Here is a 17,044-nt window from a genome sequence, read left to right as displayed (position 1 = left end):
ACGGGCCGAGCAGAACGGATGGGTGGTGTGAGCAGGACGGCCGTGGCTGTCGCTGTGCACACGCTCCCCCCGCGCGATTCCTCCTGACGCAACGAACGAAAGCCGCATTCGGTTCCCGGCGCTCCCGAAACCTGTGGACAACTCAGGCCTGTGGACAACTCGGCCGGCATGCACTGCGAGCCGGTGGCGCGCGTGGCGCGAACCTTCACAGGACCTCCACGCCAGCCGATTGAAAGTCGATATCCAGCTCTCGATACTCGATCCATGTACCGCGCGCTCGTGATCGTTCCGCAGGCCCTGCTCGCCGTCGCGTTCCTCGGCGGGCTGTACGCGCAGGTCGTGGTGATCCCAACGACGGCGGCGGACGTAGTCGCGTCCTTCCCGCCCTACGAGTCCGTGCGGGTGCCGCTCGTGACGTTCGCGATCGTCTTCGTCGCGTGCCTCCAACTGCTGGCGGTGGCGCTGGGAGGAGTGCTGCACCGCACCGGCGCACACACCCTGTTCGAGCCTGGCGCACTCAGGTGGACGAACCTCGCGGTCGGCGCTGTCGCCGCCGGGACCGTGGTGCTCGGCTCGCTGTGCGCCTATGTCCTCGATGCGGACATCCCCACGCAGTCGGACGGCACGGAGGTCCTCGGCCTGTGGATGGCGAGCATTTCCGCCACGATCGGAGCGGTCGTTGTCGCGTTGACGTTCCTGCTCGCGCGGTCCTGGCACCGTGACGCGATCGTCGAGCGTGCGGAGCTGGAGCAGGCCAGGCGACCTGCTCCAGCTTCGAGCACTACCTGACCATGCTCCGCACCTGGCGTGCGGCGACGGACAGGGTGGCCAGGTCCAGCTGGTGGACCCGGTTGATCTCGTCCAGCGCACCGCGCGAGCGAGCCAGACGGGAGGCGTTGGCCTGCTCCCACTTGGCGATCTTCTCGCTCGCCGTGTCGCCCTCGTCGCTCGCCCTCAGCACGTCGATGGAGATGGCGCGCAGCGACGAGTAGAAGTCGTCGCGCAGAGCCAGTCGGGCCAGGGCGTGCCAGCGGTTGCCGCGCTCCAGGCTCGTCACCGAGTCGAGCATGTGGTCGATGTCGAGGTGGTCGGACAGCGCGAAGTACACCTCGGCCGTCTCCCGGTGCGTGCGCTCCGGGCCCGCGCCGCCGGTCGGGCCGAACTCGCGTTCGGCCAGCTCGGCGATCTCGGTGACGTCCAGCAGGCCGTACATGTAGAGCAGCGCGGCGACCTTGCGGGCGAGTTCGGCCGGGACGCCCTGCTCGACGTACCTTTCCGCCTTGCCCGCGACGACGTCGTACTCCTTGCCCTGCAACAGGTCGAAGGCGTGCGGGCTGAGCTCCTCGACCACGCCGCGGAAGCGGTTGATCGTCGAGCCCACCGCGAGCGGCTGCGGGCGGTTCGACAGCAGCCAGCGGGACGCGCGGTCCAGCAGGCGGCGGGTCTCCAGGACCATGTTGTCCTGGACGGCCGTCGGCACCACGTTGTCCAGCGCCTCGATCTCGCGCCAGATCGCCGGCAGGTCGAAGACCTCGGTGACCACGGCGTAGGAGCGCACCGCGTCGGTCGCCGACGCGCTCATCTCCTCGGCCAGGCGGAAAGCGTAGGAGATGCCGCCGCCGTCGACCACCTCGTTGACGACCACCGTGGTGATGATCTGCCTCGCCAGCGGGTGGTTCGGGATGGCCGTGCCGAAACGTTCGCGCAGCAGGCTGGGGAAGTAGTCCGGCAGCTTGTTCTTGAACGTGTCGATCGTCGGGATGTCGCTCGCGAGCAGCTCTTCCTTCAGCGTGAGCTTGGTGAACGCGAGCAGCGTGGCGAGCTCCGGCGAGGTGAGGCCCTCGCCCTGCTTCTCCAGCGCCTTGAACTCCGCGGCGCTCGGCAACGCTTCCAGCTTGCGGTTGAGAGCTCCGCGAGCTTCGAGATCGGCCGTGAGACGCGCATGCACCGACAGCATCGGCGCGGCGTGCGCCCGGCTGACGCCGAGGACGTTGTTCTGCGAGTAGTTGTCGGCCAGCACGAGCTCGCCGACCTCGTCGGTCATCTCGGCGAGGACCTCGTTGCGCTGCTGCTGCTCCACCGAGCCCTCCCGGACCAGGTGGTCCAGCAGGATCTTGATGTTGACTTCGTGGTCGGAGCAGTCGACACCGGCGGAGTTGTCGAGCGCGTCGGTGTTGACCTTGCCGCCCTTGCGCGCGAACTCGATGCGACCTCGCTGGGTCAGGCCCAGGTTGCCGCCCTCACCGACGACCTTGACGCGCAGCTCGTTGCCGTCGACGCGGATCGAGTCGTTCGCCTTGTCACCGACGTCGGTGTGCGACTCGGTCGACGCCTTGACGTAGGTGCCGATTCCGCCGTTCCAGAGCAGGTCGACCGGCGCGAGCAGGATCGCCTTCTTCAGCTCCGGCGGCGACAGCTTCTCGACGCCTTCGGGCAGCCCGAGCGCGACGCGGGCCTGCTCGGAGATCGGGATCGACTTGGCGGTCAGCGGGAAGATGCCGCCGCCCTCGCTGATCAGCGAGCGGTCGTAGTCGTCCCACGACGAGCGCGGGACGTTGAACAACCGCACGCGCTCGGCGAACGAGGTGTCCGCGACCGGGTTCGGGTCGATGAAGATGTGCCGGTGGTCGAACGCGGCCACGAGCCGGATGTGCTCGGACAGCATCATGCCGTTGCCGAACACGTCACCGGACATGTCGCCGATGCCGACGACGGTGAACTCCTCGGTCTGCGTGTCCACCCCGAGCTCGCGGAACGAGCGCTTCACGCTCTCCCACGCGCCCTTGGCCGTGATGCCCATGGCCTTGTGGTCGTAGCCGATCGACCCACCGGAGGCGAACGCGTCGCCCAGCCAGAAGCCGTAGCTCTGCGACACACCGTTCGCGATGTCCGAGAACGTCGCGGTGCCCTTGTCCGCGGCCACGACCAGGTACGTGTCGTCGCCGTCGTAGCGCACGACCTGCGGTGCGGGCACGACCTCGTTGTTGATCAGGTTGTCGGTGAGGTCGAGCAGGCCCGAGATGAACATCTTGTAGCAGGCGATGCCCTCGGACATGAAGTTCTCGCGGTCGATGCCGGGGTCGCCGGTCGCCGGGATCGGGCGCTTGACGACGAAGCCGCCCTTGGCGCCGACCGGCACGATCACCGCGTTCTTGACCGCCTGCGCCTTGACCAGGCCGAGCACCTCCGTGCGGAAGTCCTCGCGGCGGTCCGACCAGCGCAGGCCACCACGCGCGACGCTGCCGAAGCGCAGGTGCACGCCCTCGACCCGCGGCGAATAGACGAAGATCTCGAACTTCGGCCGCGGAGCGGGCAGGTCCGGGATCGCCTGCGGGTCGAGCTTGACCGACAGGTACGGCCGGGCGTTGCCGTCGGCGTCGCGGAAGAAGTAGTTCGTCCGCAGCGTGGCGTTGATCAGCGTGAGCAGGCTGCGCAGGATCCGGTCCGCGTCGAGGCTCGTCACGTCGTCGATCAGCTTGCCGGTCTCGGTGACCATCGTCTCGGTGCGGTCGGCACGCGTGGCCTCGTCGAGGCGCGGGTCGAACCGGGCCTCGAACAACGCGACCAGCGCGATCGCCACGCTGGTGTGGCCGAGCACCGCGTCCTCGATGTAGTCCTGCGAGTACGGCGTGCCCGCCTGCCGCAGGTACTTCGCGTACGCGCGCAGCATCGCGGCCTGCTGCCAGGTGAGCCCGCCCTGCAGCACCAGCGAGTTGAAGCGGTCGATCTCGGCCTCACCGCGCCAGACGGCGGCGAACGCGTCCTGGAAACGCACGCGCACGTTCTCCAGGTCGGACTCCGACAGCTGGGAGAGCGACTTCTGGTCGATGCGCAGGCCGAAGTCGTAGATCCAGCACTTCACGCCGTCTTCGCGGGTGATCTCGTACGGCCGCTCGTCGACCACGATCACGCCCATGCGCTGCAGCATCGGCAGCACGTCGGACAGCGTGATGCCGTCGCCGGTCAGGAACAGCTTGAACCGCCGCTCCCCCGGTTCGGCGTCCTCGGGCACGTAGAAGACCATGTCGAGGTCGCCCTCGACCAGCGCCTCGATGCGCCGGTAGTCCTCGAGACCCGTGGCGGCGTGGAAGTCCTCCTTGTAGGCCTCGGGGAAGACCGCGGCGAACCGCTGACCCTGCTCCGTGGCCGACTCGGCACCGAGCTCGCCGAAGTCGCCGCCGACGGCCTCGACCATGCGGTCGTCCCAGCTGCGGACGGCCTCGGCGAGTTTCTGCTGGATGGCGTTGGTGTCCGGCACCAACGTGCGCGCCGGGTCCGTGTGGACCATGAAGTGCACACGAGCCAGCGCGGACTCACCGACGCGCGCGCTGTACTCGAGGTTCAGGCCGCCGAGCTCGGCGAGCAACACCTCCTGCATCGCGAGGCGGCTCGTCGTCGTGTAGCGGTCGCGCGGCAGGTAGACCAGGCACGAGAAGAAACGACCGTACGGGTCGCGGCGCAGGAACAGCCGCAGCCTGCGCCGTTCCGCGAGGGCGATGACACCCGTCGTTGTCTGGTACAGCGTGTCGCCGTCGACCGAGAACAGCTCGGTGCGCGGGTAGTTCTGGATCACCTCGAGCATCCGCTGCCCCGAGTAGGACTGCAGCGGGAAGCCGGCGCGGTGGATCACGTCGCGCACCCGGCGCTCGATCACGGGGATGTCGAGCACGTCCTCGTGCAGCGCCGTCGTGCTGAAGATGCCCAGGAACCGGTGCTCGCCGGAGACGTTGCCCTCGGCGTCGAACGTCTTCACGCCCACGTAGTAGGGGTAGACGCTGCGGTGCACGCTGCTCTGCGCGCTCGCCTGGGTGAGCACCAGCAGGTCGGGGCTGAGCGCCTGCGCGCCGTTGTCCGGCCCAGCGGTGAGGCTGCGCGCCGCGAGGCTGTCCTGGCGCAGCACGCCGAGACCACTCGCGAGCACGGCCCGCAGCGCGGGCTCGCCGTCCTCCTGCACCAGCTCGTACTGCCGGTAGCCCATGAACGTGAAGTGCCCGTCCGCGAGCCACTTGAGGAGCTTCGCGGCGTCCGTGGTGGCCTCGGACGAGTCCTTCTCGAGCTCCTCGGCGAGCTGAATCGCCGTGGTGGTCATGCGGTCGGTGTCCTCGACGACCTCGCGGACGTCGGTCAGCACCGTCTGCAGCCGGGTCTCCAACTCCCGCGCCCGATCGGCGTCGGTGATGAGGTCGACCTCGACGTTCATCCACGACTCGGCCAGCGCGTCGGCGGGCGGGTCGGCCGGGTCGGCGGTCGGCAGCACCTCGGTGCGCTCACCCGTCACCGGGTCACGCCGCACGACGACGATGGGGTGCACAACGCGTTGCACCTGCACGCCACCACGCGTGAGCTCGGACGCGACCGAGTCCACGAGGTACGGCATGTCGTCCGTCACGACCTGGACCACGGTGACCGGACACTGCCACCCATCGGTGGCCCGTGTCGGGTTCAGGATGCGCACCGCGGCGCGTCCGGGAACGCGGCTCTCGGCGAGCTGGTAGTTCGACCGCACCGCTCCGACCAGGTCCACCGGGTCGTCGTCGTTGACTTCCTCGGCGGGCACGTGCCGGTAGAAGAGGCGGATCAGATCGGCGAGTTCGGGGGCATTGGCGGCGGCCCGTTCGATCAGCTCGTCACGGACCTGCTCAGGACTGGCCGGTCGAGCGCCACCGTCCGCGGTCGGGGCCGCGGAGGCGTCGTCGGTACGGGTCGGGGCTCCAGTCGAGGTCATCTTCAGGCGACTCCACGCTATCCGGCACCTCTGTGTGCCGGGTCCGCCTCCACCCTAGATGGGGTGGCGGCCGTCACCGGCAACGGGAGGGGCACTGACGGACCACTGAATCGTGGGCTGAATCGAGTCACATCATCAGTGGCTCCAACACATTTCGCATCGTGGGCGCGCGAGGGACATCGCCCAGCTCCGCCCCCGCGTAAGACCTCGCGTCCGGCCGATTCCGCGCCATACCAGCGCTCACCGGCCCGACGTCGTTCCGGCCGCGGAACCACCGCCTCACCCGCGCTCGGGGCAGGTGCCCGCGCGGGTGGGTTGGGCAAGGCTTGAGGTGTGGCGCTGACCACCGTCACGCACCTGGCAACGTCCAGCCGGCGGGGCCGTCCGGCAGGACGGGACGGATCGGGCCGGTGGTCTCGCTGTCCGGCGCGGCGCCGACGGGAACGATCGGTCCGGTCTTCTCCTGCTCGGACTCCGGTGCGCTCGGCTGCCCGAAGCCGGGGTGGGCCGGCTCCGCAGAAGGCTGGGCTGGGGGCTGGGCGAAGGGCTGGTCCGGGAGGAAGTAGGACGCCGAGTGCTTCGCTTCCGAAGCGGGCTCGGTGGCGGGGCGGTCCGATCCGAACGACGGTCCGGTGGTGAAGGCCGAACTCGACTGGCTTTCCGGGAGCTGCGGCGAGCCGAAGGGCTGGCCTGGCCGGAACAGCGAGTCGGTGCCCGGCTGGGCTTCTCCTGCCGACGCACCTGGCTGGAACAGGGAGTCTGCTGGCTGCTGGCTGCTGGAGGGCTGGCTCGGCCCGAACAGGGAGTCAACGCCGGCCTGGGGCCCGGCAGCGGGCTGCTGGGAACCGAAAGCCTGCCCAGGCGCGAACAGCGAGTCCGCGCTGGGCTGGGCTTCCGCGGCTGACATCCCCTGAGAACCGAAGGACTCACCTGGCCGAAAGAGAGAGTCCGCGCCCGACTGGGTTTCGGCCGCCGCTGGCTGCGGCGAACCGAACGGCTGGCCGGGGGTGAGCTGCGAGTCCGGACTGGACGGCTGTTCGGCTTCGGTCGCCGACCATTCCGGGGTGGTCAGGTCGGCGGCTTCGAACTGCTCCTCATCTGAGCGGCGACCGGTTTCGTAGGCGACCAGTGCTTCCGCGAGCAGGTCGGCGAGGCTCAGGTCGCTCGGCTTGCGGCGGCTGCTCGGACGGCCGGTACGGGTGCCGGCCTCGTCCTTGGACTCGGTGGTCGCCGACTCGGTGGCTGCCGGCTCGGCATCGGTCGGCGTGACCAGGCCCGGCTCGGTCTCGGCGACGCCGAACTGCGCGGTGGATTCCGCTCGGGCCGCCGGCTCGGACTCGGTGGCGAAGAAGTCGTACTGCGGCGTCGACTCGGCCTGGGCGGCCGAGTCGGACCCCGCACCGGAGTCCGCCGACCCAGCCGAGTCGAAGCCAGCCGAATCGAAGCCCGTCGAGCCAACTCCAGGGACAACAGCCGTCGCTGAGTCGAGTCCGGCGTCCGGGGTGGGCTGGTCGGTGGTTGCCGGAGCCGTCGACATCCTCACGATGGGATCGACGTCGAAGTCCGGGCCGATCTCGAAGTTGGCCCAGCCGGCGGGATCTGGCCGGGTGGGCTGGTCGGTGTCGGCGGCCGGAGCAGAGTCCTCGGACGGGGCGGACTGGGTGCCGAAGCCCGTCTGGGCGCCGAAGGTGGGCTGGGTTCCGAAGTTCTGGGTTCCGAAGCTGGTCTGCGTTCCGAACGTCGGCTGAGTGCCGAAGCTCTGGGTGCCGAAACTCGGCTGGGCACTGGAGCCCTGCTCGGTCCCCGGACCGGTCGGCGTGCCGAATCCCGGCTGTCCGGTGGTGCTCTGGTCGATGCGGACCGGGCCGGTGGGGAGGTTCGCGATGTCGTCGTCCGGCTCCACGTCCGCGGAGCTCAAGAACGAGCTGGAGAGCAGGTCCGGTTCCTGGGGTTGCGGGATCTCGTCCGGGGTGGGCACCGACGGGACCGGGTCCGGGATCGGTGGGAGCGGCTTCTGCTCCGGGTCCGGTTCGGGAGCCGGGCGCTCCGGGGATGGGCGCTCTGGCACCGGGCGCTCTGGGGACGGAACTGACGCCGTGGACCACTGGGAGGCGTTGAAGTCGAAGGTCGTGTAATCGCGTTCGGGGAGAGAGCGCTCGTCGGTGCCGGCCGGGGTGGCCGGGAAGCCCTGGGCCGGTGTCTGGAGCGGGTAGGCCGGAGGCGGGTCGTCCAGGTGGGGGCCGAAGTCCGGGGCCGCCGGAGGGCGCGAGAACGCTGCTGCCAGGCCCGAGCGGGACGAGCCGTCCTGGGTGTTCGGGTCGGCGAAGTAGTTCGGGGCGTCCGGGTGGTCGCCGAGGAAGGTCCGGGGTTCCGGGGTGGGCTCGTCCTCGCGCGGGCGGGACGGGGGTTCCACCCGCCACGACGGGGTGTCGGCAGCGGCGTCCGGGGCTCGGCGGCGGCCGCCTGCTCTGAGGCCTTGGGCCTTGAGCATGTCCAGGACGCTTTCCGGCTGGGACGGGGAGGCGTCCTCGCGGGCTGCGGCTTCCCGACGGGCCGCTTCCTCGCGGGCCAGGGCTTCACGGGCCGCGGCTTCCTGGCGAGCGGCCTCCAGACGGACAGCCTCCTGACGAGCGGCTTCCTGGCGCTCGGCCTCTTGGCGGGCGGCCTCCTGGCGGGCCGCTTCCTGCCGTGCGACCTCCTGGCGTGCGGCTTCCTCGCGGGCTGCGGCCTGGCGGGCTGCCTCTTCGGCCGCTTCGCGTTCGGCTTGGGCGCGTTGATCTGCGCGGGCCTGGCGTTCCGCCTCGATCTGGCGGCGGGCCTCGCGCTGCAGCTCCATGAGCTGCTCTTCGACCTTGCGCTTGCGTTCCAGTTCCGGGCTCAGCGGCTCGCCTGGTGGCTGCTCGGGAGCGGGAGACTCCGCGAGCGGGGTCGGCTGGTCGTCGTCGATCTCGCCCGCGGCCACTCGGGCCGCGCGGCGGCGGCCGCTCACCATGGCGCCCGCGGAGGCGATCAGGCCCGAGGCCGGGACTGTGCGGTCGGAGGGAGAAGAAGGCACGGGAGGCGGTGGGGGTTCCAAGGGTTCCGGAGTCTTGTCATCGGGTTCGCCGAACGGCTGGACCGTGCGCCACCTCTCGGCGGCGTGCTGGCGTGCCGCGGACAAACCCTCCACGGTCATGTCTTCGGCAGCTCTGCGGACGCGCTTGACCTTCAGGCCATCGCCCTTGCGGACCTGGACCGGGCGCCACGTGCGGAGCTGTTGCTTCAAAGCGGCGGACAGGACGCCGTCGGTCACCATCTGCATGCCCTCGGCCGGGCGGAGCAGGCTCGCCAGCTGCTGGTGCAGGCCCGCGGGCTGGCGGTGGACGCCGGAGAACTCGGCCGCGAGCCTGGCGCGCACCGCGTAGACGGCGCGAGCGCGGCGGCGTTCGGCGGCGTGGGCGGAGCGCAGGTTCGTCAGCGCCTCGGCCAGCTCGCCGGACACCTCGTGCACGTGCGCCAGCGCCAGCAGGCTTTCGGCCAGCAACGTGTCGAGCTGGTGGCGTTCGGCGCTCGCCGCGGCCTCGCGCAGCATCTCGCGGGCCAGTGCGACCCGGCCCGCGGGAAGGTGGACGCGCGTAGCGAGAGCCACCCGCAGCCAACCCGAGGTGGAGGCCGACGGGGCGCGCACCGGGCGGTCGAGCATCGGGGTGCCGACCTCGCTCGCGTCGAGCAGGCGGTTGGCGTCCATCAACGCCAGCACCAGTTCCAGCGTGAGACGGCCCATGGCCTGGCCGCTGTCCGCCGACGGATCGGTGAACCGGCTGAGCAGGTCGAGGCCTTCGCGGGCGGCACCGATGGCGGCGGCGATGTCGCCCCAGCGGCGGTGCTGGGCCGCCTGCACCGCGCGGATCAGGCCGCGCAGCAGCAGGCGGGTGTCGTCGTCGAGGGTCGTGTCGGCGACGTAGAGCTGGTCCGCCTCGGCGAGAGCCTGGGTGGGCTCGTCGCCCCGGCCGACCGTGACGAGGCATTCACTGGCCTGCACCAGAGCCGAGGCTCGCAGTTCCGCGGGCACGTCCGGGGCTTCCAGCACGGGCGTCACCGCGGCGAAGCCCGTCAGCGGTGCGCCCACGGACCGCGCGCACGCCGCGAGCTCCACCCGCAGCAGCCACGCGGTCTCGTGCTCACCGGCGGTCTCGGCCGCCTTCAGCGCGTCGATCGCCCGGTCCGCGATGCGGACGCCGCGGCCCACGCGGTTGCCCGCGAAGACCACCAGCGACTCGGCGCGGAGCCGGTCGGCTTCGTCGCGGCGGGTGGAGGCGAGCGCGACCGCGCGCTCACCGAGCACCAGAGCAAGCTCCGGTGCCCGCCAACGCAGCCGCCAGGCGGGCACGACCAGCGTGCTCACCTCGACGTTCGCCTGCGTCTCGCCCCTCGCCGCCACGACGTCGCCGTTGCCCTCTCAGTCCCGTGTCAGCTTGCGGTACGTGACACGGTGCGGACGGGCCGCCTCGGCACCCAGGCGCTCGAGCTTGTTCTTCTCGTAGCCCTCGAAGTTGCCCTCGAACCAGTACCACTTCGACGGGTCCTCGTCCGTGCCTTCCCACGCGAGGATGTGCGTGGCGACGCGGTCGAGGAACCACCGGTCGTGGGAGATCACGACGGCACAGCCGGGGAACTGCTCGAGAGCGTTCTCCAGCGAGCCCAGGGTCTCGACGTCCAGGTCGTTGGTCGGCTCGTCCAGCAGGATCAGGTTGCCGCCGAGCTTGAGCGTGAGCGCGAGGTTCAGGCGGTTGCGCTCACCACCGGACAGCACGCCCGCGGGCTTCTGCTGGTCCGGGCCCTTGAAACCGAACGCGCTGACGTACGCGCGCGACGGCATCTCGACGTTGCCGACGTGGATGTAGTCGAGTCCGCCGGACACGACCTCCCACACGTTCTTCTTCGGGTCGATGCCACCGCGGTTCTGGTCGACGTACGACAGCAGGACCGTCTCGCCGACCTTCACACCACCGGCGTCCGGCTGCTCGAGACCGACGATGGTCTTGAACAACGTCGTCTTGCCGACGCCGTTCGGGCCGATGACGCCCACGATGCCGTTGCGCGGCAACGTGAACGACAGCCCGTCGATCAGCACGCGGTCGCCGAAGCCCTTCTTCAGCTTGTCGACCTCGACCACGACGCTGCCCAGACGCGGGCCCGGCGGGATCTGGATCTCCTCGAAGTCGAGCTTGCGGGTCTTCTCCGCCTCGGCCGCCATCTCCTCGTAGCGATCGAGACGCGCCTTGGACTTGGCCTGGCGGGCCTTGGCGCCGGAACGCACCCAGTCCAGCTCGTCCTTGAGGCGCTTCTGCAGCTTCTGGTCCTTCTTGCCCTGGACCGCGAGACGCTCGGCCTTCTTCTCCAGGTAGGTGGAGTAGTTGCCCTCGTACGGGTGGGTCCGGCCGCGGTCGATCTCGAGGATCCACTCGGCCAGGTTGTCCAGGAAGTACCTGTCGTGGGTCACGGCGAGCACGGCGCCGGTGTACTGCGCGAGGTGCTGCTCCAGCCACAGGACGCTCTCCGCGTCCAGGTGGTTGGTGGGCTCGTCGAGCAGCAGCAGGTCGGGCTTGCTCAGCAGCAGCTTGCACAGCGCGACGCGGCGGCGCTCACCACCGGAGAGCTTGGTGACGTCGGCGTCCGGCGGCGGGCAGCGCAGCGCGTCCATCGCCTGCTCCAGCTGGGAGTCGATGTCCCACGCGTTCGCGTGGTCCAGATCCTCCTGGAGCTTGCCCATCTCCTCCATCAGCTCGTCGGAGTAGTCGGTCGCCATCAGCTCGGCGATCTCGTTGAAGCGGTCGAGCTTCACCTTGATCTCGCCCAGGCCCTCCTGGACGTTGCCGAGGACGGTCTTCTCCTCGTTGAGCGGCGGCTCCTGCTGCAGGATGCCCACGGTGTAACCGGGAGACAGGTAGGCCTCACCGTTGTTGGGCGTGTCCAACCCCGCCATGATCTTGAGCACGCTCGACTTGCCGGCGCCGTTGGGACCGACCACACCGATCTTCGCGCCGGGGTAGAACATGATCGTGACGTCATCGAGGATGACCTTGTCACCGTGCGCCTTGCGCACCTTTTTCATGGTGTAGATGAACTCGGCCATGGCGGCGATCGTAGAGCGGCGCTCAGAGGCTCCTGACCTCGGTCGCCGACAAGCAGCCGTCCACCCCCGGATCGAGCGTCACGCGACTCGGTGACCAGCCCGTTCCGTTCGAACGTGAACGACTCTCGGCGACCGGGCCTCAGCGGCCCCGATCTACGAGCTTCCCTCCTTCGTGATTCGCAGTGCGTACATCTTCACCGGCGGCGCTGCCGGATCGGGTGGGTTCCCGAACTCCCGGGGCTCGTTTGCCCCGAACGGCGCAAGTCCGTGTCAGAACGGGGTAGTCAGAACGGGATCGCCTCTTCGGCGAGATCCTCACCGACCCGCGGTTCAACGACCGGGGACGAGCCGAGTGACTGCACACGACTCAGATCCAGTCCAACGTGCAGCGCGTCGACGTTGAACGCCGTCTTCTTCACGTCGTCCTTCTCGTAGTGCCGCATACGGAGCTTGCCCTGGACGATCACGGGATCACCTTTGGACAGCGTGGTCTTGACGCTGTCGGCGAGTTTTCGCCAGCACGACACGCCGAACCAGAGCGTCTCGCCGTCCTCCCAGTCGCCCATCGACGTGTTGTAGCGGCGCTCGGTCGACACGATGCGGAAGAACGCGTTCGTCTTGCCGTCCTCGCCGTGCTTGTACGTGATGTCGCCGGTAACAGTGCCAACAACGGTGATCACGGTGGAATTCCAGGACATCGGGCTCGCCTCCAGGTCGCGGGTGTGCTGGTCCAGGTTGCTCCGGGAGGCGGGGGTGGGAAGCGGGTCGCGGGGGATCTGTGGATTACTCGCGGGTTGTGGACAGGTCGCGATCTTGGAGCACCTCGGACCGCGGAATTGTCGGTGGCGTGTGCTAGTGCGGCGCTCGAGCCCGGACGAATGAGTGAGCGCCCACTCATTGACATGAGTGAGGACTCACTCATACAGTTGCGGACGTGTCAGAGGAACCACGCCGCCGCCGCGCCCCCGCGATGAGCCCGGAAGACCGCCGCGAAGCGATCGTCCAGGCCACGCTGCCGCTCGTCGTGAAGGACGGCGCGAACGTCACCACCAGCCAGATCGCCGCCGCGGCGGGGATCGCGGAAGGCACGGTGTTCCGCGTCTTCAAGGACAAGGCCGAGCTGCTCGGCGCGGTCATCCAGCGCGCGTTGCTCGCCGACGACGAGGTGGCCCGCATCGAAGCGGTGTCCACCGACCTGCCGATCGAGCAGCGGCTCGTGGAGGCGACCGGCACGGTGACCGGCTACCTCGACCGGATGTGGAGCGTCATGGGCGCCCTGCGCGAGTCCGGTTACCAGCCGAGCCAGGAGGACCACGAGAAGCACAAGGGCCCACCGGCGGGCATGCAGCGCGTTTCGAACGCGATCGCCGAGCTGTTCGGCGACGCGGACCTGCGCACCAGCCATGAGCACGCCGCCCGCCTGCTGCTCGGTTTCGTCTTCACCAACCGCCTGCAGGGCAAGGGTTTCGGCGAGACGACCGTCGAACCGGCACAGCTCGTCGAACTGTTCCTGCACGGAGCACTCAAATCAGGGGGAGCAGATGTCTGAGTTCATGATCGAAGCAACGAACGTGAGCAAGAAGTTCGGTGACGTGAACGCCCTCGACGGCGTGAGCGTCACCGCGAAGAAGGGTTCCGTTCTCGGCCTGCTGGGCCACAACGGCGCCGGCAAGACCACGCTGATCAACATCCTCACCACGATGCTGCCGCTGTCCGACGGCAGCGCGCGGATCGCCGGCTTCGACGTCTCGAAGCAGAGCCACGAGGTCCGCAGGCGCATCGGCCTGACCGGCCAGTTCGCCGCCGTCGACGAGCAGCTCAGCGGCCACGACAACCTCGTGCTCATCGCCCGCCTGCTGGGCGCCAGCCGCAAGCAGGCCCACCAGCGCGCGGACGACCTGCTCGAGCAGTTCGACCTCACCGACGCCGCCAAGCGCAACGCCAAGACCTACTCCGGCGGCATGCGGCGCCGGCTCGACCTGGCCGCGTCCCTGGTCGGCAATCCCGAGGTGCTGTTCCTGGACGAGCCGACCACCGGCCTCGACCCGGCCAGCCGCCTGGCGATGTGGGAGATCGTCGAGAAGCTCGCCGCGGACGGCACCACCGTCCTGCTCACGACGCAGTACCTGGACGAGGCCGACCGGCTCGCCGACACGATCACCGTGCTGTCCCACGGCAAGGTCGTCGCGTCCGGCACCAGCTCCGAGCTCAAGGCCCAGGTCGGCCAGCGCACGGTGACCGTCACCCTCGACACGGTGTCCGAAGTGGACATCGCGCTGAAGGCGATCGGCGCGGTGGGCCTCCACCCAGTCGCCGAGGGGCTCACGCTCACCACGCCCGTCAGCGCGTCACGCGACCTTGCGACGGTCGTGCGCGCGTTGGACGACAACGGCTTGGAGGCGCACGAAATCGGCCTCGCCGAGCCCACCTTGGACGACGTCTACCTCACTCTCGCCGCGAACTAGGGGGACAACCATGGCGACCTTGACCTGGAACGGCAGCAGCTACCCGACCCAAGTTCTGGTGCTGACCGGCCGTTCACTCAGAGCCTTGCTGCGCACGCCCGCACTCGTGTTCTTCAGCGTGCTGCAGCCGTTGATCATGCTGACGCTGTTCAGCCAGATCTTCGGCAGCATCACAGGCACGGCGAACTTCCCGCCGGGCATGAGCTACATCGACTACCTGCTGCCCGCGATCCTCGTGAACACCGCGATGCAGTCCTCTCTCGCGTCCGGCATCGGACTCGTGCAGGACATGTCGAACGGTGTGCTCGCACGGTTCCGTTCGCTGCCCATCAGGCCGAGCACGGTTCTGTTGGCACGCAACCTCTCCGACGCGGTGCGCACGGCGTTCCAGCTCGTGCTGATGATCGCGTTCGGCGTGCTGGTGTTCGGGTTCCGTCCCGACGGCGGCATGCTCGGCACGCTCGCCGCGCTCGGCCTCGCCCTGGTCGTCGGATGGGCGCTGAGCTGGGTGTTCATCGCGATCGCCGCCTGGGTGCGCAAGGCCGAGCTGATGCAGACCGTCGGCTTCCTGGCGATGTTCCCGCTGATGTTCGCGTCCAGCGCGTTCGTGCCGGTGGGCGGCCTGCCGGGCTGGCTGCAGACGATCGCGAAGATCAACCCGCTGACCTACGCGGTCGACGCCGCCCGCAGCCTGGCACTGGCCCACCCCGTCACCGGAGTGGCCGGCGCGCTGGTCACGAGCGGCGCGATCGCCGTCATCGGAGCGTTCTTCGCGGTCCGCGGATTCCGCCGCCCGCTGTCGATCTAGTCCTTACCGGCCATCTTCCGGAGCATCGCGTTGTAGGCCTCGAGGTCGGCGCCCCCATCGGCGTCGGCCTTGCGGTCGTACCGCTTCGCGTCACGGCCGTCCTGCCGCGCCCACTGCGTGAGCAGGGCGACCATGACCACCAGCAGCGGGATCTCCCCCGCCGCCCACGCGATGCCGCCGCCGAGTCGCTGGTCCTCCAGCAGGTTCTGCACCCACGGCAACGCGAGCCCGCGGTAGAACTGCTCGCCGATGACCGTCTGAGAGCTCATCAGCACGATGCCGAAGAACGCGTGGAACGGGATCGACGCGAACAACAGCCCCAACCGCCCGAGCGGCGGCAGCTTGTTCGGTGAGGGGTCGATGCCGATCACGGGCCAGTAGAAGACGTAGCCGGCGAGGATGAAGTGGGCGTTCATCGCGAGGTGCGCCCAGTGGAACGGCAGCGCGGCCTCGAACAGCCCCGAGAAGTACAGGGCGTAGAACGAACCGACGAACAACCCCAGCGCCACGAAGGGGTTCGTCAACACCCGCGCGACCGGTGAGTGCACGAAGGCCAGCACCCACTCTCGCGGCCCAGGCACTTCCTTGTTGACCGGCAACGCGCGCAACGCCAGCGTGACCGGTCCACCCAGGACGAACAGGATCGGCGTCAGCATCGAAAGCACCATGTGCGCTTCCATGTGGATGCTGAACATCGCCGGCGAGTACCGGCCCATGCCCGACGATGTGGCAAACAAGAGAGAGAAACACCCGCACAACCACGCGACCGTGCGACCGACCGGCCACTTGTCACCGCGCTTGACGAGCCTGCGCACACCCACCACGTAGAGCACGGCCAGAGCGAGTGCCGCAGTGCCGTAGATCAGGTCGAAGCGCCAGTCGAACAGGATGCGTGCGAACGTGGGCGGCCCGTCGAGGTCGTAGCCGATGGCGAGCTCCGTGCGGCTGGGCAGTTCGAAGCTGCCGCCGGGAGGAGGCGTGCGAGCCAGCGCCACGGCCAGGCCGATCGTGAACATCATCAGCAGCACTTCGAGGCCGGCGAGCTTGAGCAACGCGTGCGGCTTCCCGTCGGCCACGCCCTTCACGCCGCGTTCGCGCTGGAAGTAGCCGAACACGCCGAGCAGCAGCAGACAGGCCAGTTTGCCGAGCGTCAGCCAGCCGTAGGTCGACGTCACGAGGTCAGTCGGTGTGATGCGCACGAGCGCGTTGACCACACCTGAGACGGCCATCACGATCCAGCAGACCAGTGCCAGCTTCGAGAACCTCGTCGCGGCCAGCGGCAGATGTGCGCCACCACGCCTGCTGTGCGCGAGCAACGCGATGAGGCCACCCACCCACAACACAGCGGCGATGAGGTGGAACAACAGGCTGTTCGTCGCCATGTCGTGCGAGCCACCCGACGACGAGTGACCGGTGACCGCGACTGGCACCAACGCGAAGATGGCCAGGAACAGCAGGACAGTCGTCCATCCCCACGTCAGCACCAGACGGCAGCTCAACGCGAGCAACGCGACGATGATCGCCGTCAGCAGCCACGCCTTCGACTGCTCCACCACCATCGCCGTCGCGATCATCTGGCTGAAGCTGAACGAGCTGACCGGCCGGTCGATCGCGGCCGCTGTGGTGAACGGCACGGAGAGCACGGTGCCCGCGAGCCACACGAGCGCGAACCACCCGGCTGTGCGCATCGCGGCGTAACCGTCGGCTGCGAGGGTGCCGGACTTCTGCGGTGGCACGAGGAACGCCGCCAGCAGCAACGAGCCGATGGTCACCACTGCGCCTGTCTCGGTCAGCACGCGCACGATCTGCAGCCCCACCGGAGGATTGCGTGAAAGCGCGCTGAACGCGACGGCGACGAATGCCGCCACCGCGAACCCGATGACGACTAGGGGCACCAATCCCGTTCTGGTGGAGCGTTCGATTGCCACGTC

9 protein-coding genes are annotated in these 17,044 nt (G+C 69.1%); 4 read left to right on the top strand and 5 right to left on the bottom strand.

The window, feature by feature from the left end:
• The first annotated feature begins 264 nt into the window (after positions 1 to 264).
• Complete coding sequence (locus ABZ345_RS33880) at positions 265 to 789, top strand: DUF2975 domain-containing protein (protein ID WP_359857906.1); 525 nt, start codon at positions 265 to 267, stop codon at positions 787 to 789.
• Here ABZ345_RS33880 and ABZ345_RS33875 read toward each other — a convergent pair.
• From ABZ345_RS33875 to ssb, 4 genes are all read right to left on the bottom strand, one after another.
• Positions 782 to 5,725 carry an NAD-glutamate dehydrogenase gene (locus ABZ345_RS33875; protein WP_359857903.1) on the bottom strand — a complete coding sequence of 1,648 codons (4,944 nt, stop codon included), beginning with the start codon at positions 5,723 to 5,725 and terminating at the stop codon, positions 782 to 784. The two genes, ABZ345_RS33880 and ABZ345_RS33875, sit on opposite strands and share 8 nt — an antisense overlap.
• Positions 5,726 to 6,074: 349 nt before the next feature.
• On the bottom strand, positions 6,075 to 10,145 hold the full coding sequence (locus ABZ345_RS33870) for a hypothetical protein (protein WP_359857900.1): 4,071 nt from the start codon (positions 10,143 to 10,145) through the stop codon (positions 6,075 to 6,077).
• Positions 10,146 to 10,163: 18 nt separating this feature from the next.
• Entirely contained in the window at positions 10,164 to 11,840 is a 1,677-nt protein-coding gene (ettA, locus tag ABZ345_RS33865) for an energy-dependent translational throttle protein EttA (protein ID WP_359857897.1), read from the bottom strand.
• A 284-nt stretch (positions 11,841 to 12,124) separates the two neighbouring features.
• Positions 12,125 to 12,520 carry a single-stranded DNA-binding protein gene (gene ssb, locus ABZ345_RS33860; RefSeq protein ID WP_359857895.1) on the bottom strand — a complete coding sequence of 132 codons (396 nt, stop codon included), beginning with the start codon at positions 12,518 to 12,520 and terminating at the stop codon, positions 12,125 to 12,127.
• A 254-nt stretch (positions 12,521 to 12,774) separates the two neighbouring features.
• Between ssb and ABZ345_RS33855 the strand changes: the two genes are divergently transcribed.
• From ABZ345_RS33855 to ABZ345_RS33845, 3 genes are read left to right on the top strand one after another with little or no spacing between them, the layout of a single operon-like run.
• The gene (locus tag ABZ345_RS33855) at positions 12,775 to 13,389 is read left to right on the top strand and encodes a TetR family transcriptional regulator (RefSeq protein WP_359857893.1); all 615 of its coding nucleotides are present in this window, start codon (positions 12,775 to 12,777) and stop codon (positions 13,387 to 13,389) included.
• On the top strand, positions 13,382 to 14,305 hold the full coding sequence (locus ABZ345_RS33850) for an ATP-binding cassette domain-containing protein (protein ID WP_359857891.1): 924 nt from the start codon (positions 13,382 to 13,384) through the stop codon (positions 14,303 to 14,305). The genes ABZ345_RS33855 and ABZ345_RS33850 overlap by 8 nt, the downstream gene beginning before the upstream one ends.
• 10 nt (positions 14,306 to 14,315) lie before the next feature.
• Positions 14,316 to 15,113: an ABC transporter permease gene (locus ABZ345_RS33845; protein WP_359857888.1), complete on the top strand. Its 798-nt coding sequence runs from the start codon at positions 14,316 to 14,318 to the stop codon at positions 15,111 to 15,113.
• Here ABZ345_RS33845 and ABZ345_RS33840 read toward each other — a convergent pair.
• On the bottom strand, positions 15,110 to 17,041 hold the full coding sequence (locus tag ABZ345_RS33840) for a cytochrome c oxidase assembly protein (RefSeq protein WP_359857886.1): 1,932 nt from the start codon (positions 17,039 to 17,041) through the stop codon (positions 15,110 to 15,112). The genes ABZ345_RS33845 and ABZ345_RS33840 overlap by 4 nt on opposite strands.
• Positions 17,042 to 17,044 lie beyond the last annotated feature (3 nt).

The sequence above is a fragment of the Lentzea sp. NPDC005914 genome, from assembly GCF_040629405.1.
In the GTDB taxonomy this organism is placed as follows: domain Bacteria; phylum Actinomycetota; class Actinomycetes; order Mycobacteriales; family Pseudonocardiaceae; genus Lentzea.
The sequence above is the reverse complement of the archived record's forward strand: the minus strand, read 5'-3'. Positions and strand labels throughout refer to the sequence as shown.

Bases quoted from the DNA above. Each gene is read 5' to 3' on its own strand.
- ABZ345_RS33880 (WP_359857906.1), top strand. From the start codon at position 265: ATGTACCGCGCGCTCGTGATCGTTCCGCAGGCCCTGCTCGCCGTCGCG.
- ABZ345_RS33875 (WP_359857903.1), bottom strand. From the start codon at position 5,725: ATGACCTCGACTGGAGCCCCGACCCGTACCGACGACGCCTCCGCGGCC.
- ettA (WP_359857897.1), bottom strand. From the start codon at position 11,840: ATGGCCGAGTTCATCTACACCATGAAAAAGGTGCGCAAGGCGCACGGT.
- ABZ345_RS33850 (WP_359857891.1), top strand. From the start codon at position 13,382: ATGTCTGAGTTCATGATCGAAGCAACGAACGTGAGCAAGAAGTTCGGT.
- ABZ345_RS33845 (WP_359857888.1), top strand. From the start codon at position 14,316: ATGGCGACCTTGACCTGGAACGGCAGCAGCTACCCGACCCAAGTTCTG.